17 protein-coding genes are annotated in these 24,229 nt (G+C 72.3%); 12 read left to right on the top strand and 5 right to left on the bottom strand.

The annotated features are described in order from the left end of the window. Window positions 1–152 precede the first annotated feature (152 nt). The 6 genes from ACIQGZ_RS28340 to ACIQGZ_RS28315 all read left to right on the top strand — a co-directional run bounded on the left by ACIQGZ_RS28340 (window position 153) and on the right by ACIQGZ_RS28315 (window position 7,817). Window positions 153–2,312, top strand: a complete 2,160-nt coding sequence (locus tag ACIQGZ_RS28340) for a BTAD domain-containing putative transcriptional regulator (RefSeq protein WP_402607255.1) — start codon at window positions 153–155, stop codon at window positions 2,310–2,312. A gap of 244 nt (window positions 2,313–2,556) precedes the next feature. After that, entirely contained in the window at window positions 2,557–3,558 is a 1,002-nt protein-coding gene (locus ACIQGZ_RS28335) for an SGNH/GDSL hydrolase family protein (RefSeq protein ID WP_402607252.1), read from the top strand. Window positions 3,559–3,675: 117 nt separating this feature from the next. Continuing rightward, entirely contained in the window at window positions 3,676–4,737 is a 1,062-nt protein-coding gene (locus tag ACIQGZ_RS28330) for an alpha/beta fold hydrolase (RefSeq protein ID WP_402607249.1), read from the top strand. A gap of 209 nt (window positions 4,738–4,946) precedes the next feature. After that, window positions 4,947–5,141, top strand: coding sequence for a hypothetical protein (locus ACIQGZ_RS28325; RefSeq protein ID WP_402607246.1), 195 nt, complete (start codon window positions 4,947–4,949; stop codon window positions 5,139–5,141). 368 nt (window positions 5,142–5,509) lie between these two features. Continuing rightward, complete coding sequence (gene abc-f / locus ACIQGZ_RS28320; protein WP_402607243.1) at window positions 5,510–7,144, top strand: ribosomal protection-like ABC-F family protein; 1,635 nt, start codon at window positions 5,510–5,512, stop codon at window positions 7,142–7,144. Between the two features lie 109 nt (window positions 7,145–7,253). Beyond that, on the top strand, window positions 7,254–7,817 hold the full coding sequence (locus tag ACIQGZ_RS28315; protein WP_402607241.1) for a CGNR zinc finger domain-containing protein: 564 nt from the start codon (window positions 7,254–7,256) through the stop codon (window positions 7,815–7,817). A gap of 87 nt (window positions 7,818–7,904) precedes the next feature. Here the strand turns inward: ACIQGZ_RS28315 and ACIQGZ_RS28310 are convergent, their stop codons facing one another. Both ACIQGZ_RS28310 and ACIQGZ_RS28305 read right to left on the bottom strand, forming a co-directional pair. Beyond that, window positions 7,905–8,468 (bottom strand): sigma-70 family RNA polymerase sigma factor, encoded by a 564-nt coding sequence (locus ACIQGZ_RS28310; RefSeq protein ID WP_402607239.1) that lies wholly within the window; start codon window positions 8,466–8,468, stop codon window positions 7,905–7,907. A 146-nt stretch (window positions 8,469–8,614) separates the two neighbouring features. Continuing rightward, window positions 8,615–9,040: an organic hydroperoxide resistance protein gene (locus ACIQGZ_RS28305; RefSeq protein WP_402607237.1), complete on the bottom strand. Its 426-nt coding sequence runs from the start codon at window positions 9,038–9,040 to the stop codon at window positions 8,615–8,617. A gap of 454 nt (window positions 9,041–9,494) precedes the next feature. Here ACIQGZ_RS28305 and ACIQGZ_RS28300 point away from each other — a divergent pair, with 454 nt between their 5' ends. Together ACIQGZ_RS28300 and ACIQGZ_RS28295 are read left to right on the top strand one after the other, a co-directional pair. After that, window positions 9,495–10,067: a hypothetical protein gene (locus ACIQGZ_RS28300; protein WP_402607279.1), complete on the top strand. Its 573-nt coding sequence runs from the start codon at window positions 9,495–9,497 to the stop codon at window positions 10,065–10,067. 1,035 nt (window positions 10,068–11,102) lie between these two features. Next, window positions 11,103–12,143, top strand: a complete 1,041-nt coding sequence (locus tag ACIQGZ_RS28295; RefSeq protein WP_402607235.1) for a lytic polysaccharide monooxygenase — start codon at window positions 11,103–11,105, stop codon at window positions 12,141–12,143. Window positions 12,144–12,308: 165 nt separating this feature from the next. Here the strand turns inward: ACIQGZ_RS28295 and ACIQGZ_RS28290 are convergent, their stop codons facing one another. Next, on the bottom strand, window positions 12,309–15,620 hold the full coding sequence (locus ACIQGZ_RS28290; protein WP_402607233.1) for a glycosyl hydrolase family 18 protein: 3,312 nt from the start codon (window positions 15,618–15,620) through the stop codon (window positions 12,309–12,311). A gap of 226 nt (window positions 15,621–15,846) precedes the next feature. Then, window positions 15,847–16,146: a DUF6059 family protein gene (locus tag ACIQGZ_RS28285; RefSeq protein ID WP_402607231.1), complete on the bottom strand. Its 300-nt coding sequence runs from the start codon at window positions 16,144–16,146 to the stop codon at window positions 15,847–15,849. Between the two features lie 173 nt (window positions 16,147–16,319). Between ACIQGZ_RS28285 and ACIQGZ_RS28280 the strand changes: the two genes are divergently transcribed. Further along, window positions 16,320–17,093 (top strand): BTAD domain-containing putative transcriptional regulator, encoded by a 774-nt coding sequence (locus ACIQGZ_RS28280; protein ID WP_402607229.1) that lies wholly within the window; start codon window positions 16,320–16,322, stop codon window positions 17,091–17,093. A 2-nt stretch (window positions 17,094–17,095) separates the two neighbouring features. Further along, window positions 17,096–17,851 carry a thioesterase II family protein gene (locus ACIQGZ_RS28275; RefSeq protein ID WP_402607228.1) on the top strand — a complete coding sequence of 252 codons (756 nt, stop codon included), beginning with the start codon at window positions 17,096–17,098 and terminating at the stop codon, window positions 17,849–17,851. An 82-nt stretch (window positions 17,852–17,933) separates the two neighbouring features. Here ACIQGZ_RS28275 and ACIQGZ_RS28270 read toward each other — a convergent pair whose 3' ends face one another. Then, window positions 17,934–20,804: an AAA family ATPase gene (locus ACIQGZ_RS28270; protein ID WP_402607226.1), complete on the bottom strand. Its 2,871-nt coding sequence runs from the start codon at window positions 20,802–20,804 to the stop codon at window positions 17,934–17,936. Window positions 20,805–21,096: 292 nt separating this feature from the next. On the opposite strand from ACIQGZ_RS28270, the gene ACIQGZ_RS28265 reads away from it, so the two are divergent. Continuing rightward, a complete protein-coding gene (locus ACIQGZ_RS28265; protein WP_402607224.1) occupies window positions 21,097–23,793 on the top strand; it encodes an RHS repeat protein in 2,697 nt (898 codons plus the stop codon). A 26-nt stretch (window positions 23,794–23,819) separates the two neighbouring features. Beyond that, a complete protein-coding gene (locus ACIQGZ_RS28260; RefSeq protein ID WP_402607221.1) occupies window positions 23,820–24,224 on the top strand; it encodes a hypothetical protein in 405 nt (134 codons plus the stop codon). Window positions 24,225–24,229 lie beyond the last annotated feature (5 nt).

The following is a 24,229-nucleotide window of genomic DNA, read 5'->3' as shown; positions in this document are numbered from 1 at the left end:
AGACAGATTGTTTTCCGGTGGGGCGCAGCTCGACAAGCTGGAGACATCGGCCCTGGTCAGGCGTGGGAAGAACTTCCCTGTGCCTGCCTTTTTCCTGTAGCACCATCGGGCCCAGCCTGCCGAACACGGTGACTCCCCACACATTCGATTCAATGCTTGTAAAGCACGGGGAGAAAGTAGTGGGAGACCAGCTCAGGTTCCAGGTCCTGGGTCCATTAGAGGTGGTGAAGGAAAACCAGAGAATAGCAATCGGCGGGGCTCGGCAGCGCACCATACTCGCACTTCTGCTGCTTAATCAGGGACGTATTGTCTCGACCGATACCCTGGTGGGGGCGGTCTGGAACGGCCGGCCGCCGACCACCGCACGTACGCAAGTGGCGATCTGCGTCGCCGCGCTGCGGAAGAGATTCAAGGCCGAAGGCCACGGCGACGAGGTCATCGTCACGGCACATCCGGGTTATCTGATCGCCCCGGAAAAGCACTTCGTGGACTCGGTCGAATTCGAACGCCTCATCACCCAGGCGCAGCAGGCGGCCAAGGAGCACCGGACCGCCGAGGCGGCACCGCTGTACGGACGGGCGCTGGAGCTGTGGCGGGGGCCGGCGCTGGCCGGTGTCGGCGGTCCGCTGGTGGAGGACGAGGTGGCCCGCCTGGAGGAGCTCAGGCTGGCCGGTTACGACGGTTACGTCGCCGCCCAGCTGGAGCTCGGCCACCACCGGGACCTCATACCGGGGCTGGTCGGTATGGTCCGTGACCACCCGCTGCGCGAGCGGTCCCGCCACGCCCTGATGCTCGCCCTCTACCGTGCCGGGCGCCGGGCGGAGGCCATGGAGATCTTCCGGCAGGGCCGGGCGCAGTTCATCGAGGGACTCGGGCTCGAACCGGGTGCCGAACTGACGGACCTGCACGATGCGATCCTGCGGGGCGACCCCCGGCTGGCCGCTCCGGCCGCCGTCCCGCACCAGCGCGGCGAGGCGGAGCGGGGGACGCCTCTGGAACTGCCGGCGGACGTCCCGGCCTTCGTCGGCAGGAGCGCGCAGCTCGCCAGGCTAGACGCCCTGGTCGACCGTGACGGCGGCTGCCGGCGCAGCGCCGGCCTGATCACCGGGAGCGCGGGGGCGGGCAAGACCGCGCTGGCCGTGCACTGGGCCCACCGGGTCGCCGACCGGTTCCCCGACGGCCTGCTCTTCGCCGACCTGTGGGGCCACGCCCAGGCCGATGAGCCCGCCACGGCAGACGCGGTGCTCGGTCGCTTCCTGCGGTCCCTCGGCGTTCCCGCTGCCGAGGCCCCCGCCGAGACACCGGGACGCGTCGCGCTGTACCGCAGTCTGCTCGCGGACCGCAGAGTGCTGATCGTCCTGGACAACGTCCGGTCGTTCGACCAGATCCGCTCGCTCATTCCCGGCAGCTCCCGCTGCTGCGTGCTGGTCACCAGCCGCAGCCAGTTGCCGGAGCTGGTGGTCAGGCACGGCGCGGTCCGGGTCCCGCTGGACGTGCTGCACCGGCGGGAAGCGACCGAGCTGCTTGCCCGGGTCATCGGTGAGGACCGGGTGAACGCCGCCGGGGCGGACGCCGAGCGGCTGGTCGAACTGTGCGACCGGTTGCCCCTGGCCGTGCAGATCGCCGCGGCCCGGCTGGTGGCCAAGCCGCACTGGCCCGTCGGATACCTGGCGTCCCGGCTGGCCGACGAAGGGCGGCGGCTCGACGAGCTGGGCTCGGGCGAGTCGCAGGTGCGGTCGAGTTTCGCGCTGAGCTACCGCTCGCTCCTGCCGGACGCCGCCCTGCTGTACCGCCGGCTCGCGCTGCTGGACGCTCCGGACTTCACCAGCTGGGTGGGCGCGGCCCTGCTGGGCACGGACATCCACCAGGCCGAGCGGCTGATGGAGCACTTGGCCGACGCCCAGCTCCTACGGACGGTGGGGTTCGACGCCACCGGCGAGCCACGGTACGGGTTCCGGGACCTGCTGAGGCTCTACGCGCGGGAACTCGCGCGGGAGGAGGGAGCGGACAGCCCCCTGGAGCAGCGGGAGGCCCTGCGCAGGGCCTTCGAAGGCTGGCTCGCCATCGCCGGGTACGCGCGCCGGCAGGGGGCCGGTGACCACCCCGCGCTCTTCGGCGCCATGGCGCCTCGCCGTCCGCTGAACACCGCTCGTATGGACAAGCTGACGGCGTCGCCCTCCAACTGGTTCGAGGCAGAGCGAGGCGCGCTGATCTCCGTGATCGTCCAGGCTGCCCGCTGCGGCATGGACGACCTCAGCCGGGACCTCACCGAGCTGGTCGTCGGTCCCGCCGAGGTCTGCAGCTTCGGCTGAGCCGCTCCGGTCCGGGAGCGGGCCCCCGGACCGGTCCCGGGCGGTGGCCGACCGGCTCCTCCGCTCAACTCCACGTCGTCGTAGGGGACTTGATGCCCTGGCACGGCTGCCCCGGCGTGCCGGGTGGGCGGTGGGAGCTGCCATGATCGGAGGCTCCGGCGGCCGGACCCGCCCTGCCTCTCTCACCGGTGCGATGCAGATGTGGACGGTGCGGTCCGGCCGGAGACACCACGAAGGGATCAGGATGAAGCAAACAGATGTCCGGCCTTCCGTCCGTCGTAGGACCGCCCTCGGTGCCGCCCTGCTCGGTGGCGCCCTGAGTCTGACGACGGGACTGGGAGCGGTGCAGGCCGAGGCCCGGCCCGCCCACCACGGCGCCACCGGGTACGTCGCACTCGGCGACTCCTACGCGTCCGCCCCAGCCGTCCCCCAGCAGACGGACGCCGACTGCCAGCGGTCGAGCGGCAACTACCCCTCGCTCCTGGCCGCCGCCAAGCACGCCCGGCTCACCGATGTGAGCTGCGCCGGCGCGACGACCGCGCAGCTCACCGCAGCGCAGGGCACCGCCCCGGCCCAGTTAGACGCCCTCACGCGCGGCACCCGGCTGGTCACCCTCACCATCGGCGGCAATGACATCGGCTTCAGCTCCGACATCGCCACCTGCGCCGGACTGACCGCCGGCGACCCCGCCGGGTCGCCCTGCCGCACCCACTTCACCACTGGCGGCACCGACCAGTTGGCGCAGCGGATAGCGCAGACCGGACCGAAGATCGCCCAGGCGCTTCGGGGAATCCGGCAGCGGGCGCCGCACGCGCGGATCGCGGTCGTCGGCTATCCCGACCTCTTCCCGGAGGACGGCGTCGGGTGCACCAGCGCCGCAGTGCCGTTCGCAGCCGGTGACTTCGCCTATCTGCGCGACACCGAGAAGAAGCTCAACGCCATGCTTCGGACCGAGGCCCGTCGGCATGGCGCCGTGTACGTCGACACCTACGCCCCGAGCATCGGGCACGACATGTGTCAGCCCAGCGGCCGACGCTGGATCGAGACGCTCGCTCCCGAGACCCCGGCGGCCCCCGCCCACCCGAACGCGGCGGGCGAGCAGGCCATGGCTCGCGCCGTCGGGCGGGCGCTCGACCGCTGCGGGGCGCGGCGCCGACGAGCCGGGCACTGCGCGTACTCGGCGCCTCACCCCGCCCGTACCGCCCCGGCGAAACCCCCCGCGATTCGTCACCTGCTTGATAGGTGACGAGCCCTGTGCAACAGTCGTTTCGCAGGCAGACCGCGCCGCCCGAGCGAACGCATGTTTGGTTCAGCTCGCCCGGGACACGCAGATCGGCACCTCGAAACGCACGGAGGGATTCCCATGATCAGCAGGCGTACCTTCGGCAAGGCCCTGGGGCTGGGCGCGGGCGCGGCCGCCACTTCGCTGACCGGCACCCAGGGGCTCCCCACCGCCTCCGCCGCCCCTCGAAGCGGGGCCGGGACGCCGATCGCGCCCACGGCCCACCCCGGCAGGCACACCTCGTTCGCCTCGCTGAAGCAGGTCAAGGCCGGTCTGCTCGATGTCGGCTACGCCGAAGCGGGACCCGCCCACGGCCCCGTCGTCATCTGCCTGCACGGCTGGCCCTACGACATCCACAGCTATGTCGATGTCGCTCCCCTGCTGGCGGCGCAGGGCTACCGGGTGATCGTCCCCTACCTCCGGGGGCACGGCACGACCCGCTTCCTCTCCTCCCGGACGTTCCGGAACGCCCAGCAGTCGGTGATCGCCCTGGACATCATCGCCCTGCTGGACGCCCTCAAGATCGAGAAGGCCGTGCTCGCCGGCTTCGACTGGGGCTCACGCACCGCCGACATCATCGCGGCCCTCCGGCCCGAGCGCTGCAAGGCCCTGGTGTCGGTGAGCGGCTACCTCGTCACCAATCTGGCGGCCAACCTCCAGCCGCTGGCGCCGCAGGCCGAATACGCCTGGTGGTACCAGTACTACTTCGCCACGGAGCGGGGCCGGCTCGCCATGGAGGACCGGACGAAGCGGCACGACCTGGCCCGGCTCGTCTGGAGCACCGTCTCCCCGACCTGGCAGTTCAGCGATGCCACCTTCGAGCGCACCGCCCGAGCCTTCGACAACCCCGACTACGTCGCCATCGTGATCCACAACTACCGCTGGCGGCTGAGCCTCGCCGCCGGCGAGCGCCGCTACGACGCCCTGGAGAAGCGACTCGCCGCCCGACCGGCCATCACGGTGCCCACCATCACCCTGGACGCCGAGCGCGACCCCTTCACGGCGCCGGGCAACGGCTCCTCGTACCGGGACCGGTTCACCGGCGCGTACGACCACCGCACCCTGCCCGGCATCGGGCACAACGTGCCGCAGGAGGCACCCACGGCCTTCGCCCAGGCCGTCATCGACGTGGACCACTTCTGACCCGGGCACCGCCCGTGCTCCGAGGGACCCGGTCCGGCCGGACACTCCGCCCCGGGCCGCTCATCGGGCCCGCGCGTGCGCGCCTTCCAGCCGGTCCGAGGTCGATTCAGCGCCATTCGTCACCGCCTTGACAGGTGACGAACGGAGTGCGAGTCTGATGATGCTCGAGCAGTACGGTGTGATCCGCCGCCGATCGGACGGAGTTGGCCATGGAGAACCAGCGCACGACGGACACCGCCGCCACGGTGCGTCACACCCGGTTCGGCACGCTGCCCGAGCGCATCCGCTACGAGGACATGGTCGAGGAGCAGCCGGTCGGACCACAGGACCCGGCGAGGGACAGGTACAACCCCGAGCGGTCCTGGCTGTTCTCCTCCTGCCTGGCCACCGACCTGGGGCTCTAGCCGAGCCGCCCCCGTGGACCGATGGGGCCTGCTCGGCGTCCCACCGCACGGGCCCCGGCGTGGACGGGCCGATCCCGGACAGCATCCGCAGGTGCGCGGTGCCGATGACCCCGGCGCGCTCTGCGCCGAGTCGCGCGGCCCGGGTCGGTGGGGTGGCTGCTGCTAGGCTAGGAGCGACGTCCGATGTCTATCGAGGAGACGCGACATGGTGGGTGACGACGACATCTCCGGGTGATACCCGGAGCTGATCGCCACCGGTCGGCGCGCAGCAGCGCGGCCGCAGTGGCTGCTCAGTCGTCCCCAGTTCCCCATGTCTGCCGAGGGCAGCACGGTTTTCAGCTGCCCGCATCGCCCACGAGGTCGCCTCCATGTCCGACGCCGCCATCGTCTGCTCGAACCTGTCCTTCCACTGGCCCGACGACACGCCGGTCTTCGAAGAACTGTCCTTCACCACCGGCAGCGGCCGTACCGGCCTGGTCGCGCCCAACGGCACCGGCAAGAGCACCCTGCTCAAGCTGATCGCCGGCGAACTGCGGCCCACCACCGGGTCCGTGGCCGTGGGCGGCACGCTCGGCTACCTTCCGCAGAGCCTCCCGCCGGCCGGGGGGCTCACGGTGGCCGAGGTGCTGGGCGTCGCCGCCGTGATCCGGGCCCTGGACGCCGTCGAGTCCGGGGATGTGAGCGAGGAGCACTTCACGGCCATCGGTGACGACTGGGACATCGAGGAACGCACCCGCGCCCAACTGGACCGGCTCGGCCTGGCCGACCTCACCCTGGACCGGACCCTGGACACCCTCAGCGGCGGCCAGGTCGTCTCGCTCGGCCTCGCGGCGCAGCTGCTGAAGCAGCCCGCTGTGCTGCTGCTCGACGAACCGACCAACAACCTCGACCTCGACGCCCGCCGCAGGCTCTACGACGTCCTGGCGGACTGGAACGGCTGCCTGCTGCTCGTCAGCCACGACCGGGCGCTGCTCGACCGGATGGAGCGCATCGCCGCACTCGACCGTGGCGAACTGCGCCTGTACGGGGGCGACTTCACCGCGTACGAGGAGGCCGTGCGCGCCGAGCAGGAGGTCGCGGAGAAGAACGTCCGCAACGCCGAACAGGAGCTGAAGCGGGAGAAGCGCGAGATGCAGCAGGCCCGGGAGCGGGCCGAGCGCCGCGCGAACAACGCCGCCCGCAACCTCAAGAGCGCCGGACTGCCGCGCATCTTCGCCGGGAACATGAAGCGCGGCGCCCAGGAGTCCGCAGGCCGGGCGGGCCGGCTGCACGCCTCCCGGGTCGGGGAGGCCAGGACCCGGCTGGACGAGGCCGAACGCGCCCTGCGCGAGGAGCAGCGCATCGTACTCGACCTGCCGGACACCGGCGTGCCCGCCGGGCGCACCGTCTTCCTCGGCGAGCAACTCCAGGTCCGCTACGGCGGGCGGGCCCAGTTCAGCGGCACCGGCGTCGACCTGACGGTCCGGGGACCGGAACGCATCGCGCTGACCGGGCCCAACGGCGCGGGCAAGACCACGCTGCTGCGCGTGATCAACGGTGATCTCGCCCTGGACAGCGGGCAGATCAAGCGGGCCGACGGCCGGATCGCCTACCTCTCGCAGCGGCTGGACCTGCTGGACCCGGACCGCACGGTGGCCGAGAACTTCGCCGCGTTCGCGCCGCACCGGGCGGAGGCGGAACGGATGACCCTGCTCGCGCGCTTCCTCTTCCGCGGCGCCCGCGCCCACCTCCCCGTCGCGGTGCTGTCGGGCGGCGAACGGCTGCGCGCCACCCTGGCCTGCGTGCTGTGCGCCGAACCGGCACCGCAACTGCTGCTGCTGGACGAGCCGACGAACAACCTCGACCTGGTGAGCGCCGAGCAGTTGGAGAGCGCGCTCGGCTCCTACCAGGGGGCGTTCGTCGTGGTCAGCCACGACGAGCGTTTCCTCGACGGGATCGGGGTGCACCGGTGGCTGCGGCTGGCCGACGGCGGACTGACCGAGACGGGCGCACCCGGGGTGTGAGCCGCTGCCGTGCCGACGGGAGCAGGCAGCGGGGGACCCGGGACATGGTGACCACTCTGACAGGTGACAAATCTTGCGGACGCAAGAGTCACCTGCCAGGATGGTGACTGTGAACCTGAACCATGTCTTCGTCTGCGGAAACCCGTCCCTCGACTTCGCCGCGACCCTCCGCGCGCGCCGTTCGACGCGGTTCGAGATGTTCGCGACGCCGGACCGACTGGACGCCTGGTACCGGGAGTCCGGCATCGTCGACGCCGTCTCGCCCGCTCGGCCGGATGACGTCGAAGAGGCGAAGACCGTACGGGAGGCCATCTACGAGCTGGTCACGGCCCGCCGTCTGGGCGAGGAGTACGGCGACGACGCACTGGCCGTGCTGAACAGCGCGGCCCGCAAGCCGTCGGCGACGCCGCAGCTCACCTCGTCCGGGCGTTGGACCGAGGCGACGCCGGACGAGGCCCTGGCCACCGTGGCACGGCAGGCCGTCGAGCTGCTGAGCGGGCCGGATGTGCCGCTGCTCAAGGAGTGCGGCAACCCCGAGTGCACACGTGTCTACATCGACCGCTCACGCGGCATGCGCCGGCAGTGGTGCGGCATGGAGTCCTGCGGCAACAAGATCAAGGCCGCCGCCTACCGTGCCCGCAAGAGCAGCGCCCAGGCCGCAGCCGCCCACTGACGGGCGCGTACGCGGCGGCCCCGCACCGTTGCCCCCGTACGACGCAGCCGCCTGCACGGGAGAGGCGTCCCGACCGAAGCGCCGGATTCAGGCGTGCCGTGGGCCCCTGGTGTCACAGGGTGTCGAGCCGCCTCCGGCCGCCCCGCGCAGTTTGCGCAGCGCGTTGTACTGACGGGATTTGACCGTCCCCGGCGGCACTCCCAGAATTCCGGCGGTCTCCTGAATGGTCCGGTCGTACAGATAGAGGTGGACCAGCACCGCGCGGTGCTCCGGCGACAGCGTCCGGAGTAAAGGCACGGCCAGCAGGGCGTCATGTACGGCGCCGATGCGGTCGGCCCTGCACGGCGGGTCGCTGTAGCCGGCCCCCACCACCTCCCTGCGGGTGTGCGGTTTGCGTACCCAGTCGACGACCAGACGGCGTGTCACGGTGAGCAGCCAGCCCCGCACCGAGCCCTCCGTACCGTGCAGGCGGTCGATGTGCCGCCAGGCCCGGATGAACGCCTCCTGAACGACATCCTCGGCGAGCCCGCGATCGTGCAGCAGTCTCTCGGCGTACGCGATGAGCCCGGCCCGGTGTTCCGCGACGATCACATCGAGCGGGTCCGGCCGCTGCCTGGGCGCGGGGGGCGTCACCGTCGTCATCTGCGCCATCCTCTTTCTCCGTCATACCGCCGACAGAAGCCGGGCTCTGCCACCCGCACACTCTCCGGCCCCGGGCGGACGCCGAAAGACCGCCGTTTCGGCCGGGGAGGAGAGCGGGGGCCGGGGGAAGGGTCGGGCGGTTGCCGTCGGCCGGATCAGACGGCGGTGGCGTTGACGGTGACCGGGATGTTGCCGCGGGTGGCCTTGGAGTAAGGGCAGGTCTGGTGGGCGGCGGCGCCGAGTTCGACCGCCGTCTGCCGGTCCACGCCACCGAGCTCCAGATTGAGGACGGCGGCGAGGCCGAACTCGCCGTCGTCGCCGTGCTGGAGGGTGATCTCGGTGGTGACGGCGGTGCTCGTCAGCCTCACCTTCCGCCGGCCGGCGGCCAGGCGCACCGCACCGAGGAAGCAGGCGGACCAGCCGGCGGCGAGCAGTTGCTCGGGATTGGTGGCGTCACCGGCCCCGCCCAGTTCCTTCGGGATGGCCAGCGTGGTCTTCAGCAGGCCGTCGTCGGACTGGACGCGGCCCCCGTTGCGGCCCTCGCCGGTCACCTTCACAACGGCGGTGTAGCTGGCTGCCATGGCGTATCCCCTTCGCACGAGTTCTCACGAGTCGAAGCACCCGCTTCGCCGACGCACCCTTTGCATCACCGGTTCAAGCGGTGACGTCATGGTGGCATCCACGCTCATCACCTGTCAAACAGGTGACGAGCAGCTGATGGGTGAGGCACATGGGCCGCCGTCACCGCGTGCGGCGCGTGGGGCCGGACAGGAGCGGGCCCGGACAGCTCCGGACGGCACTCACCAGGCGGAGTCGGTGCTGCGGAGTGGAGCGCGGGGCGCTACGGCCCTACGGACGCAGGCGGCGATGACGGCACTCGGGGCAACCCGCGTCGGGATGGGCCCGCTGCCCAGGCCCCTGGCGAGCTACGGCAGGGGTCATCGGCCTGGGTACCATACGCAACGTCATCCATTTACTGAGGAGTGAACGGTTGTGCTCAGCCGATCAGCCGCTGCCACGCTCCGATCGCGGTACATCGAACAAGCCGCATCGGACCTGGAAGAGAATCGCCGCCGGCAGCAGGAGCTGTCCGAGGAGATCAAGATGTTGCGTCAGGAGGAGGTGCTCCTGGTGGACATCCTGAACATCGCAGAGCGCTTCGAGGGCTCCCCGGACGCGGCGCCCGCAACACAGCAGGCGCCGGAGGGGACCGGCCCCACCCCCGCTGCCGCCGCCGACGGGGCAGCGCCCCAGCGTGCGGCCAGGGCCAAGGGTGCGGGCCCGCGCTCCGGGAAGAACGCCGCCCGGACCGGGGCGAAGGGCAGCGCCAAGGGGAAGCCGGGTCAGCCGCTGCTCGGGGACATCTTCCTGACCCTGCTCAGCGGGCACGACGAGCCGCGCCTCGCCAAGGAGCTGCGCGAGGAACTGCTGGAGCGGCACCCGGGCCGGACGCCGACGCCGCAGGTCGTCCGCAACACTCTGGAGTCACTGGTCGCCAAGGGCCGCATTCAGCGGCACAAGCAGCAGCGGTCGGTGATGTACTCGGTGGTCGAGCCGGACGCACCGGAGGCGGCCCCGGCAGCCGATACGCCGGAGAGCGACGGCTGAGTCCCCGCAGGGCCGGCGTCCGGCCGACCGGCCGCGCTTGGCCGCGCCGGGGCTCGGCGCTCCGCACGAGGTCGGACATGTGTTCCCCGGACACCCGGGAGGGCCGCGCCAAGCGGCAGACGACCCCCGTGCCACCGCATCGGCCCGTGCCGTGGAACCCAGCGCTCCTCGGCGGTGATGTTCCACGGCGCGGAACCGGCGGGCGGCAGGCCGTTCGACGGTCTCGATGCGTGAGCGGTTCCGTACGGGCAGGTTGCTCCGCCGCTGTCATACGTGTCTCGGGCCGGTCAGCCGGTGACTGACGGCCGCCAGCGGGCATCACCCGTGTACAGCGTGCCTGTCACGTGGCAGCGATCACCGTTCGTGCCCGGTGCGCCGGTCCGGCGGTCCGCGTTGCGGAAGACGGCGACGCTGCGCTCCGTGGCGGAAACCCGGCCCCGAGCCGCACACCTGTCGCGTACGGGTTTCTCGGCAACCGGCGGCCACGGCCACTTCGATGGCCCGGTGTCGACCCACCGAGCGCCCGGTCCGCACCCCTATGCCCACGGGGTCGAGTCGGCATCGCATCCGGGGGGGCGTTCGCAGGGCGCGTTCGCCGCCGCCCCACACGCCTCCGTACCACCCCGAGCGGCCGGCACGCGCGGTGCCGTACCGGGCTGCGCCGGCCACCGGCCCCGGGCGCGGCACGGGGGGCGGGCAGTCCGCCGCCGGGGCGCGCCGGTCGCTCCGGTGCCCCGCTGCCGCAAGCTGCCTGACGCTCGATCAGGCCGGAGACGACTTCCGACCAACACTGTTTACACGCCGTTGATCCGCTGTTATGTTCCTCAATGGGAGCGCTCCCATGACGCTTCGTTCACCCCACCCCCCACCCCGGGACCGGCTGCGGTGGGCCACGGCCTCGGGGGACGTCACCGGAAGGTCTCCACCTTGAACAGACGCAGAAGACTGGCTCTAATCTCAGCAGTCGTTACTCTCTTCTCCTCGCTCGGCCTGATCTTCCTTGGTCAGGGCACGGCTCAGGCGCACGGTGTCGCCATGATGCCGGGCTCGCGCACCTACCTTTGCTACAAGGACGCCTTCACCTCCACGGGTGCACTCAGCCCGACGAACCCGGCCTGTGCCGCCGCGATCGCGGCGACCGGCTCGACGCCCTTGTACAACTGGTTCGCTGTCCTCGACTCCAACGCGGGCGGCAAGGGTCAGGGTTACGTCCCCGACGGGACGCTGTGCAGCGCGGGCAACAAGTCGCCGTACGACTTCTCCTCGTACAACGCCGCCCGTGACGACTGGCCCAGGACCCACCTGACCTCGGGTTCCACGATCCAGCTGCAGTACAGCAACTGGGCCGCGCACCCGGGCAGCTTCCGGGTCTACGTGACCAAGGCCGGCTGGTCGACCTCCAAGCCGCTCGCCTGGGCGGACCTGGACCTGGTCCAGACCGTCACCAACCCGCCGGCGGTGGGTTCCCCGGGCACCGACGGTGGCCACTACTACTGGGACCTGCCGCTGCCCTCGGGCCGCTCGGGCAACGCCATGGTCTTCATCCAGTGGGTCCGCTCGGACAGCAACGAGAACTTCTTCTCCTGCTCCGACGTCGCCTTTGACGGCGGTCACGGCGAGGTCACCGGCATCCGCGGTGGTGGGTCGCAGCCCACCAACCCGCCGACCACCGCGCCCCCGACCACGCAGCCGCCGACCACGCAGCCCCCGACCACCCCTCCGCCCACCACGAAGCCGCCGACGACCCCGCCGCCGACCAACCCCGGCAACGGCACCTGCATGGCGACCTACGCGGTGACCAGCTCCTGGAGCGGTGGATTCCAGGGCGAGGTGACGGTGATGAACCACGGCACCTCGCCGACCAGCAAGTGGACGGTGAACTGGACCACCGGTAGCGGTACGCAGATCACCAGTCTGTGGAACGGCACCCTCACCGGTTCCAGCGGGGCCGTGAGCGTCACCAACGCCGCCTACAACGGCTCCATCCCGGCCGACGGCTCCACCACCATCGGCTTCACCGCCAACTCCACCGGCAACAACCTGCCGACCGGTTCGATCACCTGCAGCTTCGCCTGAATAAGCTGACAGCCTGACGAGCTGACGCACCAGCACCAGCACTCCGCCCCGCAAGGCCCCACGGCCTTGCGGGGCGGACGTGCGTCCGGCGCAGCGGCGGAAGTCCGCTGCGCCGGACCGGGCGTGTGCGGCCCGGCCCGCCGGGGCGGGCCGGGCCGCACGGGGTCACCCTGTGAGGTCGCCGTAGCCGGTGGCGGCGTTGAGCAGGGTGCTGGTGGAGTCATCGGCCTCCAGGGAGTACATCATCACTCCGCCGAGGCCCTTGTTCTTGATGTACTGCCGCTTGTAGGCGAGCGACAGGGGCGATTCGATGCTCCAGAAGTCGGTCCCGTCGTAGACCCAGGAGCCGTAGGTCTGCGGATCGAAGTGGACGTTGCCGCCGGTCAGCTTCCCGTCGGCCTTCAGCTCCTTGTAGAAGACCACCCCGGGGGACTGCGAGAACCCGTACGCCGCCGTCGGTCCGGTCACCGACTGGTACAGGCCGCTCTTGCCGCCGTCCGGGACGCCGGTCCAGCCCCGTCCGTAGAGCGGGACGCCCAGGGTGAGCTTGCCGGCCGGGAACCCCTGGGTGAGGTAGTTGTTGACGGCGTCGTTCGCGGTGAACTGGGTTCCATTGGCCGGGCTCTCCGGCGAGTCGAAGATTGGTGACTGGAAGTCGGTCGGACCGTTCGCCTCGAAGGCGCCGTGGAAGTCGTAGGCCATGACGTCGCCCATGTCGAGCGCCGCCGCCAGCTGTCCCACCTGGAGCCGGCCGATCTCGGTCGGTCCGGCCGGCAGCGCTGCGGTGAGCTGGTAGTGCTTGCCGCCGCCGAGGGCGTCGAGTTCGGTGCGGAACTCCTGGAGCAGCAGGGTGTAGTTGGCACCGTCCTGGGCGGAGACATGGTTGCCCGTGTGCCCGTTGGCGCTGCCCGGGAACTCCCAGTCGATGTCGAATCCGTCGAAGACCCCGGCGGCCACGCCGGTGCCACCGGCCGGATCGTCGTTGATCCCGGTGGGCAGGTCGCCCTTGATGTACATGTCGATGCAGGAGCCGACGAACTTCTTCCGGGAGGCGTCGGTCGCCGCCACATCGGAGAAGTACTTCGAGTACGTCCAGCCGCCCAGCGACACCACGACCTTCAGGTTCGGGTACTTGGCCTTCAGCTTCTCGAGCTGGTTGAAGTTCCCCTTGAGCGGCTGGTCCCAGGTGTCGGCGACCCCGTCGACACTGTTGTCGGTCGTGAAGGACATCTGGTAGTCGGCCCAGGCGTCCGCCGAGCCGTCATTGCCGTCGGTGTCGCTCTCGTCGGACGAGCTCGCCTTGTTCGCCGCGAAGCAGGTGAGGTTCACCGGGTCGATGTTCTCGAAGGCGTAGTTCAGGGTGGTCAGCTTCCCGGCGATGCCCTGGGTGTCCAGGTCCTTCGGGTAGAAGGCGTTCCCGTAGACCGACCAGCTGGGGTAGTACGCGACCCGCTGGGCGGGCTTGCCGGCGTCCCCGATCAGCACACCGCCGCCCGACGTGGGGTCGTCCCAGTCGGACTCCGGGTCCAGCACCGGATCGCCGCTCGGGTCGTACGGTGTCATCAGCCACGTCTGGTTCCGGGCCGGATCGGCATGGCTGCTGCACGGCCAGACGTCCAGATAGCCCTGGTCCGGGTCGACGGGTCCGCCGTGGACATCCAGGCACAGGTCCGGGCGGGCGACGCTGTGGAACATGACCTCCGCGCCCCGCAACTGCTCGACCCGCCACTGCTGGCTCGCCTGACCGGGGTGGCAGTCGAAGATGACCGCCTCGCGCCCGGCTTCGGCGGTGTCGCTGCTGTGGATGTCGAGGCAGCGGCCGCTCTGCACCCCCTTGAAGGTGACGGTCTGGCTGTCGCTCCAGGAGAGGTACCAGCCCTGGTTGGGCTGCCTGGTCCGGTGGTACTGGACGACCAGTGAGTCATTGTCAGTGTGCCTGCGGTCCACGTCCATCAGGCCGCCGGCCTTCAGGGACTCGACGCTGACCGGTCCCGGGACCTGCTTCGAGAAGTCCCACGGCCCCTCGGTGGCGAAGGTGTACGGCCAGGACGGTGTGAAGATCCACCGTTCATTGGGCGTGTTGTTGCAGTCCCACAGTATGGCCCGCTTGGGCGTATTGATGTCGGGCTGGCCGCCGCTGACGTTCAGGCAGAGGCTCTGGTTCTCCAGATTGCGCAACTGGTACTCGTTGTTGCCCAGCCACTGCGCCGCCCAGCGCTGGGTGTCCACATCGTCGCAGTCCCAGATCTGCAGGGGTGTGCCCGCCACCGCGTCACCGATGTAGTCGAGACAGCGGCCGCTGTCGATGTTGCGGAACGTGAGTGCGCCGTCGTCGTCCTCCTGCACCGTCCACCGCTGGTTGGTCGCGCCGTTGCGCCGGTTGCTGTAGATCGGCGTCCCATTGGCGGAGCCGCCCTCGTAGGCGTCGAGCACACCGCCGGACTCCATGCTCTCCACCGTCGCGTCCAGGTAGAGCGTCCTGGGTTCGGCCGCGCCCCGGAAGGGGCCGACGAACACCGGGACGTGGTCCGCCATCTGGGCGATGGTGGTGTTGTTCAGGACTCGACCCACCAGGACGCCGTTGGCCGGGGCGGTCCCGACACCGTAGTCGAGCTCCCTCGGCGAGGAGTTGCTCTGCCCGAAGAGGTTGTGGGTGTAGTTCCCGCTGTTGTAGAGCTGCGTCCCGGCCGGAATCGTCAGGGTGCCCGGATCGCGGTTGTAGTCACCGAGGGCGATCCAGTGCGGCGCCCCCACCGCCAAGGGCTGGCTGTCGACGAAGTCGCTGATGTTCGACAGGAGCCCGGCGTCGTCGTTCCCGCTGCCCGAGAAGCCGTGGAGGTCGAAGTACCACGTGTCTCCGATGCGTATGCCCAGGGCCGCCCGCGCGGAGTAGGGGTTGGCACCGTCGCTGCGGGCGAGCTGATTGGGGATGAGCGCGACCTGGTCCGCCTGCACCGAGGAGACGATGGCGAGGTTGACGCGGTTTTCGGACTCGCCCCACTGGTTGCGGTTCGCGGCCCGGTCGGTGGCGAGCCAGTAGACGTGGCGTTGCAGCGCCTGATCGTGACCGAGTTGCGCGATGCTGTGGGTGACCTGGCTGCCGACTCCCGGCGGCAGTACGGTCGTTCTGCCGTCGGCGTTCCGCCCGACCTCCAGGCGGTGCGTCGGGCTGTTCTCCTCGAAGGTCTCGACCTGGGTGCCGGCGACGGGTGGCGGCGGCGTGGGCCCGGCCTCCTGGAGGGCCACGACATCGGCCCGGTAGGCGAGGTACGCGACACCGGTCTGCCACTTGTCCGTCTGCGCGCTGCTGCCGCCCTGCATGTTCCAGGTGGCCGTGGGCCGGTCACCGACGGCGGCCAGCGCGGGCGGCCCCGCCAGCAGGCCCAGGAGGCCCGCCAGCAACGCGGCCACCAGTGCGACCGCCAGGGAGCGCCGCCTCGTCACGCCCCGCGCCGGAGCGGCGAACAGCGCGGCCACCGCACTCCGCCGCCCCGCTGCGGGGCGGCCCCCGTACGGTGGCGCACCCCTCCCCACGGATTCCGCACGGTCGCGTCGCCGCGCGACCGGTCTCGTGCTCTTCATGGCCCCTCCAGAGTGATCAGGCAACCTTCTGCCGAAGGCCTTGCAGTACCTACACGGTGCCGACGGCCCTTTCGGGTCAGCTCCGGGAACTGCTCCTCGGCCGAGGCTCCCTGACGTGGGGTCAGCGGTGGCGGTGGGTCCGGCGGGACCAGGTCGACAGCGGGGCCCGGTCGGGGGCGGTGTCCTCGGGCCACTGCATGGGGCGTCCGCGCAGTTGCCGGCTCAGTGCCGCCTCCACCGCGCTGAGCGGGACTTCGGGGCAGAGCCGCTCCGGGTGCCCCGGGCCCGGTCCGCCGGCTGCGGGGCCGACCGGAATCTGCGCCGTGATCGGGGCCACCGGGGGCACATAGACGCAGAACTGGCCGGCGGCGACCAGGGAGTCGACCACCAGCCGTACCGACCGGGCGAGGAGAGAGCGCATCCCCCGACGATGACCGAGCGCGCCAAAGCCGTTCCAAAGCCGCCCGCGACGACGGCTTTTGGCCAATCGGGCATACGTACGCAGTTTCTCCGATGCGCGGACCGCGACGGTGACATGAGAGTGGGCGGGAGCCGGAACCACGAAAGTTTGTTCCCCTACCGCGCGAGGTACAGATGCGATACGAACTGCTCGGTCCGCTCCGCGTCTCCAACGCAGGCGAACGCTACTCACTCAGTGCCCCCAAGATGGAGATGACGCTCGCCGCGCTGCTCGTCGGCGCGGGCCGGGTGACGACCAAGGAGCAGCTGATCGAGGAGTTGTGGGGGGCCGGCCCGCCCCGGCGCGCCTCCGCCTCCGTCCATGTCTACCTCTCCCAGCTGCGCAAGTTCCTGATGGCGGCGGGCGACACCCAGGCCCGAGCCATCACCACCAAGCCGTCCGGCTATCTCATGCGCCTCGACGGTTCGGACTACGACGTGGCGGACTTCCGGTCGGCCATGCGCGAGGGCCGGGCCCACCAGCAGGCGGGGGCGTACGAGGCGGCGTTGGACGCGTTCGACCGGGCGCTGTCCCTCATCCGGGGGCCGGTGCTCGACGGCACCCCCGAGGGGCCCGCCCTCACCCGCTTCGCCGCCTGGGTGGAGGAGGAGCGCCTGGCCTGCCTGGAGCTGTCGGTCGAGGCGCGCATCTCGCTCGGCCGGCACCGCGAGGTGATCGGCCTGCTCAACGCCCTCACCGCGCAGTACCCGCTGCGGGAGTCGTTCTACCGGCAGCTGATGCTCGTCCTCTACCGCTCGGACCGCCAGGCCGAGGCGCTCGGGGTCTACCGGTCGGCGCAGCGCGTGCTGCGGGCCGAACTGGGCCTGGAGCCCTGCCGTTCGCTGCGCAGGCTGCACCAGGCGATCCTCACCTCCGACCGGCTCCTCGACCTTCCGATGGCGAGCTGACGGTGGCACAGGGCCGTCAGGACACCTGGTTCCGCCGCTTCCATCCCAGCCGCGACGCGGTGGCCGAACTGGTCTGCTTCCCGCACGCCGGCGGCTCCGCGGCCTACTGGTTCCCGCTGTCCGCCGCCCTCGCCCCCGCCGTCGAGGTGCTGGCCGTCCAGTATCCGGGACGGCAGGACCGCCACCAGGAGGCCCCGGAGGCCGACCTGCACCGGCTGGCCGACCGGATCGCCGCCGCCCTGGGCGCCGACGACGACCCGGGCCGACTCCGGGTGCTGCTGGGCCACAGCATGGGGGCCTCCCTCGCCTACGAGGTGGCCGTACGGCTCGAAGGGACGCCCGGCGCCGCCGCCACCCTCGTGGTGTCCGGTCGGCGGGCACCCGGCCGGCCCCAGCCCGGCGGTGCGCGGGTCATGGACGACCGGGCGCTGATCGCCAAGGTCGGCTCGCTGGGCGGCACGGTGGCGTCGCTGCTGGAGGACGACGAGATGCTGCGGCTCATCCTGCCCACGTTGCGCGGCGACTACGCGGCGCTCGCGGCGTACGAGGGGACGCCCGGCACCCCGCTCGGCTGCCGGGTCACCGCGCTGGCCGGGGACGCCGACCCGGAGGCGTCCGTGGCGGACGTACGCGCCTGGCGGCACCACACCAGCGGCGACTTCGAGCTGCGGGTCTTCGCCGGAGGCCACTTCTTCCTCAATGACCACCTGGCCGCCGTGGCGGGGCTGATGACCGGTCTGCTCCCGCAGCGGTCATGAGCGGTCCGCCCGGCCCGCGACCGACCCCGGACGGTCGGTCGCGGCCGGGCGGGGGCGGGTTCGTCTGCCGGGTCGGGGCCGCTCAGCTCGCCAGGGTCATCAACCTGACGAGTCCGGCGCGCGAGGTCACCCCCAGCTTGTTGTAGATGCGGGTCAGATGGACGTCGACCGTGCGGGGGCTGACCCGCAGCCGGCCCGCGATGTCCTTCGTCTTGAGCCCCGCGCCGGCGAGTTCGGCCACCTCGCGTTCGCGCAGGGTCAGCTCCCCGAGGACGCTCTCCGGGCCGCGATCGGTCGCCCGCACCGCCGAGCGGGCCAGTTCACGGGCCCGCGCACCCGCCGGGCTCTCGCTGCCGAAGAGCAACTGCGCCTCCTTGTAGCACCGGGCGGCCTCCGTCGGCTGCCGGCGGCCCAGCAGGGCGTGCCCCCGGGCGAGCAGGGCGTGGCCGCTCTGCTCGGCGAGGCCGCAGGCCGCCGCCGCGGCCGCCGCGTGCTCGGCCCAGGCGTCCAGGTTCTCCCGGCCGACGCCCGCCTGGACGGCGGCGGCGGCGAGGAGTTCGTAGTCACGGGCGGCGAGCACCGCGACCGGTTGGGAGACCCGCAGCGCGTCGCGTTCGGGCAGCAGCAGCGCCAGGGCGGTGTCCGCCTCACCGGAGGCCAGCGCCGCCTCCGCGAGCAGCAGGGCGTTGAGCGGCGTACGGGCCACGGCGGGCGCGGCGGGCAGCTGCGGGAGGAAGGGGGTCGGCGCGGACGCGTGGCCGAGTTGCGCCCAGGCGGCCGCCGCGATCGCGTCCGACAGGTGCGCGTGGTCGGTGCGGCCCATCCGGGCGGAGACGGCGCCGCCTTCCCGTACCGCGTCGAGGGCGTCGGCCAGCCGGCCCGTCTGGTAGTGCACATAGCCGAGGGTGGCGAGCAGCGGGGCCAGCAGGTGGGTGTCGCCGCGCTTGCGGGCGGCGGTCAGGGCGCGCTCGGCGTGGCCGTGCGCGGGCCCGTACCAGCCCATCAGCGCCTCCGTCCAGCTCAGCGTCAGGAGGTAGGCGCACTCCTGCTCGCCGGCCGGACGGTCGGCGGCCAGCTCGTCGAGGGCGTGGGCTCCGCTCTCGAGTGACCTCTCGGCGGCGCACATGTCGCCGTCGAGCAGGGCGGTGAGTCCGCTGATCACCAGGGCACCGGCCCGGGTGACCGGGTCGGCGCGGCGGGCCGCCGGGAGCAGCGTCTCGACGTCGGTGCGGGCCGGGACCTTGCCCGCGAGGATCTTGCCCAGTTGCTGCTGGAGCTGGAGCGGTGTCCAGGCGTCGGGTGCGGTGCCGGGCCCGGCGGGGAGTTCGGCGGTGATCAGCGCTTGCGCCCGCTCCTCGTGGCCGGTCGCCGCCAGGGCGGTCGAGAGGAAGGTGACGGCGGAGACGCGCGGCTCCTGGAGTGCGCGGGTCTCGCCGCAGAGCTGGGGTTCGCCGGGGCCGAGCGGCCCGGCCAGGATCTCCCGGGCGAGGGTCGCCATCCGCTCGGCGTCGCCCTCGGCGGCGAGGGCGCGCACCACGGACTTCCACAGCTCGGCGTCGAGCGGTCCGGGCGCCGTGACGCCGGTCGCCGTACCGGTCGCAGCGCCGACCGTCGCAGCGCCGACCGTCGCAGCGCCGTCCGTCACGGGGTCGGCCGTCACGGGGTCGGCCGTCCGGCGGCGCAGGCGCAGCGCGGAGGTGAGCCAGCGGGCGCCCTCCGCCGGTCGGCCCAGGTGGACGGCGGCGCGGGTCGCGGCGGCCAGCACCGCGCCGTCGGACGGGCGGGTGCCGGCGCCGGAGCGTTCGATGTGCGGGGCCAGTTCGAGGGCCGGTGCGCCGGAACGGCCGAGCCGGTCCAGTGCCCTGCGGTGGGCGCCGGCCCGCCAGCAGGGGTCCGTGGCCGCGTACAGGCAGCAGCGCAGCAGCGGGTGCCGGAAGGCGTACCCCTCCGGTCCGTCGGCCGCGCGGACCAGGTCGCGCCCGCACAGTTCGGCCAGGGCCCGGCAGGCTTCGTCGCGGCTGATCTCGGCGACCTCCGCGACCGCCCCGGCGTCGAAGACCCCGCCGAGCACCGCCGCCGACTGGACGGCCTTGCGCGGGACTTCGCCCAGCAGCGCGGTCTCGGCCAGCAGCCGGGCGCCGAGGCCGCTGCCGGTCCAGCGGCCGAGGGCGTCATGGGTGACCGAGGCCGTCTCGGCCAGCGCCGTCAGATAGAGCGGGTTGCCGTCGCTGCGCTGGTGCAGCCGTGCGAGGTCCGGGGTGTCGGGGCCGGTGCCGAGCAGTTCGGCGCACTGGTGGGGGGTCAGCGGGCCGAGTTCGACGCTGTCGACGGTGCCCAGTTCGGCGCCCTGCTGGAGGGCGGCGCGCAGCGAGACGGGGGCCTGGCGGGGCCGGTGGGCAACGGCGATCGCGAGGCCGCCGTCGACCGGCCGGCGGATCAGCGTCTCCAGCAGCCGCAGCGAGGGGGTGTCGGACCAGTGGAAGTCGTCGAGCAGCAGGAGCAGTCCTTCGGGGATCGCGGCGAGCAGCCCGGCGAGCAGCCGGCGCAGCTCCGCGAAGTAGGGGAGCCGCCAGGCGGGCTCCGCGCTGTCGCGGACGGCCGCGCCGCCGTCGGTGAGGGCGCGCAGCAGTGCGGCGGCCTCGGGCCCGCCGCTGCCCGTTCCGGTGCTGGCCTGCCAGGTGGTCAGTGCCTGGACGAAGGGGTGGAACGGCACCTGGTTCTCGGCTTCCGAGCCGCAGCCGCGCAGCACGGTCAGGCCCTGGGCCCGGCCCTGGTGGGCCAGCGCGGTGAGCAGCCGTGTCTTGCCCGCGCCCGGGTCGCCGGCCAACTCGGCGGTGAGCGGGTGCCCTTGACGCGCTGTCCGGACGAGGCGGCCGAGCCGTCGGGACTCGTCGACCCGGACGGTGACTCCGGTGTGTGGCCCGGCGATGGTGGTGACGGTGGTGACGGCCATGTCGGAGGGCTCCTTCCCCCGGTCGGAAATCCCGTGTTCCCGGCTGCGCTGGACGCGTACGGCAGGTGCGGTCCCTGTCAGGGTAAGAGCGGCCGACGGCTTTCACGGTTCTGTTACAGAACGTTCATGGAGTACGCCCGGTCTGCCCGGCTTCCGTCCCACGGCGGGGCCCGGGATTCGCCTTAGCAGCGATTTAGCGCCCCGGGTGAGGCTGACGGTCCGCCGGACAGCCCAGGTCTCCACCGTACGAGGGCCCGGCCCAGCCTCCCAGAGCCAGCCGAGGAGCCGCCCCGTGCCCACGCCCCGGGACAACACCACCGCCCCACGTGCCGCATGGCGCCTTCCCCTCGGGGATCTCAGCGAGCTGCTGGTCGCCCTGCACGGCGGCGAACTCGTCCTGCGGCAGCTCGACCTGGTGGTCGGTGGCGCGGGGCGGCCGCTGCGGCTGGTCCGCGAGTACCACGGTCACACCTCGGCCGACACGGGCTTCGGCGTCGGCTGGTCGCTCGGCGCCGGGCCGTTCGAGCCGGACGCCGGTGGCGAGCCGGTCACCATCACCGACGCGCAGGGCCGCGTCGTGACGCTCCACCGCGACGGCGACGGCCGGATCGCCAAGACGGTGGACCCGCTGGGCGCCCAGGTGGCGTCGTTCGGCTATGACCGGGCGGGCCGGCTGGCGCGGCAGACGGACGCCGACGGCGCGGCGACCGCGTACCACTGGGACGCGTCGGGCCGGCTGGTCGAGCTGACCGATCCGACCGGCGCGGCGGTCCGGCTCTCGTACGACGCGCGGCACGCGGTCCGCGAGGTGGCCTGGACGGGTCCGGACGGCCCGGTCCGCACCGCCTTCGAGTACACGCGGGACCGGACGGTGGTCATCGGCGCCACCGGCCGGCGGACCGGGTACCTCTTCGACGCGGCGGGCCGGCTGACGGCCGTCGAGGGCCCGGCCGGCGGGGTGTCGCGGTATGCCCGGGACGGTCAGGGCCGGGTGACGGCGGTCACCGACGAGACGGGCGGGACCACCCGGCGCGGCTACGACCGGCGGGGCCGCCTCACCTCGGTGCGGCTACCGACGTCCGCCCTGTCGGCGGCCGAGTACCGCGAGGCGCCGGACGGGAGCGCGGTCACCGTGCTGCGTGATCCGGCGGGCAATGAACTCCGGCTGGAGTACGACGAGTCGGGCCGTCTGGTGCGCAGCCGCGCGGTGGGCCCGGACACGGATGTCGACTCCCGGACGTATGAGTCCGCGCACGGCAGGCTGGCCTCCGTCACCGACGGCAACGGCGCCACGACCCGGTTCGGCTACGACGCGGCGGGGAACCTGACGGCCGTCGATCCGCCCGCGCCGCTGGGCCGCACCTCCTTCCGGTACGACGGGCTGGGCCGCGTCACCGGGGTCACCAGCGGCAGCGGCGGCCGGACCGGCTACCGCTACGACCCGGTCGGCCGGCTGACCGAGGTCACCGACGAGGACTCGGGCCGGACCCTGCTGGTGCTGACCCATGACGCGCTGGGCCGGGTGGTGCGCAAGTCGGGTCCGGGCTGGTCGTACGACTTCGGCTGGGCCAGGACGGCGGGCGGCAGCCGGCTCGTCTCGTCCGTACGGACCCAGGACCCGCCCGACTCGCCCGACCCCCAGCACTCGCCCGACCCCCAGCACTCGCCCGACCCGCAGCACTCGCCCGACCCGCAGCACCGCGCGGGGGCCGCGCCGGGCACCGAGACGGTCCGCGCCGCCTATGACGGCGACGGTGCGCTGACCGGGCTGACCACGCCCGGCGGCACCACCCGCTACACCCTGGACGGCGCCGGCCGCACCGAGGCGGTCACCACACCGGCCGGGCGCACCGCCCGCCTCACCCATGACGCGGCCGGCCGCCTGACCGGCGTGGACTTCGGCGCGGCCACCCAGGAGATCCGGTACGACGCCTCGGGCCGCCGGACCGCGCTGACGGTGCGCGGGCCCGACGGCGGTGTCCTGCTGGCCGCCGGGTACTGCTACAGCTCCGGCGGCGGCGCCGACAGCGACGTGCTGCGCTCGGCCGTGCTGGACGGTGAGACCACGGTCTACGCGTACGACGGCCTGAAGCGGCTGGTGCGGGCGGGTGAGACCGAGTACGCCTATGACGGCGCCCACCACCTGGTGCGGCTCGGGGACATCCGGTTCACCCTCAACCGGGCGGGCCAGGTGGTGCTGTTCGGCGAGACCGCCTTCGCCTACGACGGCGCGGGCAACTTCACCGAGGAGACCAATCCCACCGGCTCGTTCCGCTACAGCCCCACCCAGCAGACCCTGACCGGGGTGTTCGGCGGGCAGCGGGTGGTGGACGTCCGCTACGACGGGCTCGGCCAGGAAGCGCCCCGGCGGATCGCGGAGACCACGGTGGACGGCCGGGCCGTCGTGCACGTCCTGACCCGCTCCCCGCTGGGCGTCGTGCGCACGGTCGACAACGGTGTGCCGACCGACTACGTGCGGACGCCGGACGGTGCCCTGCTGGCCGTGCTGACCGACGACGGCCGGCACTACTGGGCGGTGACCGACCAGCAGGGCTCGGTGCTCGCGCTCCTGGACGAGCGGGGCACGCTCGCCGCCACGTACCGCTACACCCCGCACGGGGCGGTGACCGCGTCCGGCGAGGCGGCGGCGGTCAACCCCTTCCGGTACCGGGGCGCCTACCAGCTGCTGCGCAGCGCGCATGTGCTCGACCACCACCTCTACAACGGGTTCTGGGGCCGGTTCACCCAGCCCGACCCGACGGGCCGGCAGTACGCGCCGTACACCTTCGCCGACAACGACCCGGTGAACAGCGGGACCTGGACCCGGCACGACTTCTGGTCGGTGCTGGCCCGCCCGCACGAGCCGGCCGCCGAGGTGTTCTTCCCCCGCCCGGACGCCGCCGAGCCGCCGGACGTCCTCACCGGGCCCGGCGCGACACCCGGCACACCTCCCCTGATCGCCGGGGCGCTGCCGCCCCGGTCCCTGTGACGCACACACCCGAATGGAGAGCCCTGATGGCCGACGAGATCGTGATCCGCGTCCCCAAGGAGATCGTGGTCAAGGTCGTGGACGACGTGGAGGTGGCCGAACCGCAGGTCGGTCAGACCGGCACGTTCGACGACGAGCTGTACGACGAGGACGACAAGCTGATCGGCACCTCGCACGGCTCGTTCCGCATCGAGTACGTCCGGCCCGGCGACGGCGGGCTGCTGACGTACTACACCGAGGACCTCACCTTCGAGGACGGGACCGTCCACGCGGAGGGCTGGGCCGACTTCAACGACGTCCGCGCCAGCGAGTGGGTCCACTACCCGGCGACCGGCACCGGCGGCCGCTACGCGGGCCTGACCGGCTTCCGCACCTGGCGGATGACGGGGGTCAGGGCCGCCGCCGAGGCGCGGCTGCTGCTCTCCGACTGACCGCC

Source organism: Streptomyces sp. NPDC092296 (assembly GCF_044755465.1).
Taxonomy (GTDB): Bacteria; Actinomycetota; Actinomycetes; order Streptomycetales; family Streptomycetaceae; genus Peterkaempfera.
Note: the sequence above shows the minus strand (reverse complement) of the source record. Positions and strands in the feature narration are given on the sequence as shown.

What these genes read in the sequence shown, in the direction of transcription:
- ACIQGZ_RS28260 (WP_402607221.1), top strand. Translation starts at nt 23,820, where the DNA reads ATGGCCGACGAGATCGTGATCCGCGTCCCCAAGGAGATCGTGGTCAAG.
- ACIQGZ_RS28305 (WP_402607237.1), bottom strand. Translation starts at nt 9,040, where the DNA reads ATGGCAGCCAGCTACACCGCCGTTGTGAAGGTGACCGGCGAGGGCCGC.
- ACIQGZ_RS28295 (WP_402607235.1), top strand. Translation starts at nt 11,103, where the DNA reads ATGATGCCGGGCTCGCGCACCTACCTTTGCTACAAGGACGCCTTCACC.
- abc-f (WP_402607243.1), top strand. Translation starts at nt 5,510, where the DNA reads ATGTCCGACGCCGCCATCGTCTGCTCGAACCTGTCCTTCCACTGGCCC.
- ACIQGZ_RS28280 (WP_402607229.1), top strand. Translation starts at nt 16,320, where the DNA reads ATGCGATACGAACTGCTCGGTCCGCTCCGCGTCTCCAACGCAGGCGAA.
- ACIQGZ_RS28330 (WP_402607249.1), top strand. Translation starts at nt 3,676, where the DNA reads ATGATCAGCAGGCGTACCTTCGGCAAGGCCCTGGGGCTGGGCGCGGGC.
- ACIQGZ_RS28335 (WP_402607252.1), top strand. Translation starts at nt 2,557, where the DNA reads ATGAAGCAAACAGATGTCCGGCCTTCCGTCCGTCGTAGGACCGCCCTC.
- ACIQGZ_RS28310 (WP_402607239.1), bottom strand. Translation starts at nt 8,468, where the DNA reads ATGGCGCAGATGACGACGGTGACGCCCCCCGCGCCCAGGCAGCGGCCG.
- ACIQGZ_RS28340 (WP_402607255.1), top strand. Translation starts at nt 153, where the DNA reads ATGCTTGTAAAGCACGGGGAGAAAGTAGTGGGAGACCAGCTCAGGTTC.
- ACIQGZ_RS28325 (WP_402607246.1), top strand. Translation starts at nt 4,947, where the DNA reads ATGGAGAACCAGCGCACGACGGACACCGCCGCCACGGTGCGTCACACC.
- ACIQGZ_RS28285 (WP_402607231.1), bottom strand. Translation starts at nt 16,146, where the DNA reads ATGCGCTCTCTCCTCGCCCGGTCGGTACGGCTGGTGGTCGACTCCCTG.
- ACIQGZ_RS28270 (WP_402607226.1), bottom strand. Translation starts at nt 20,804, where the DNA reads ATGGCCGTCACCACCGTCACCACCATCGCCGGGCCACACACCGGAGTC.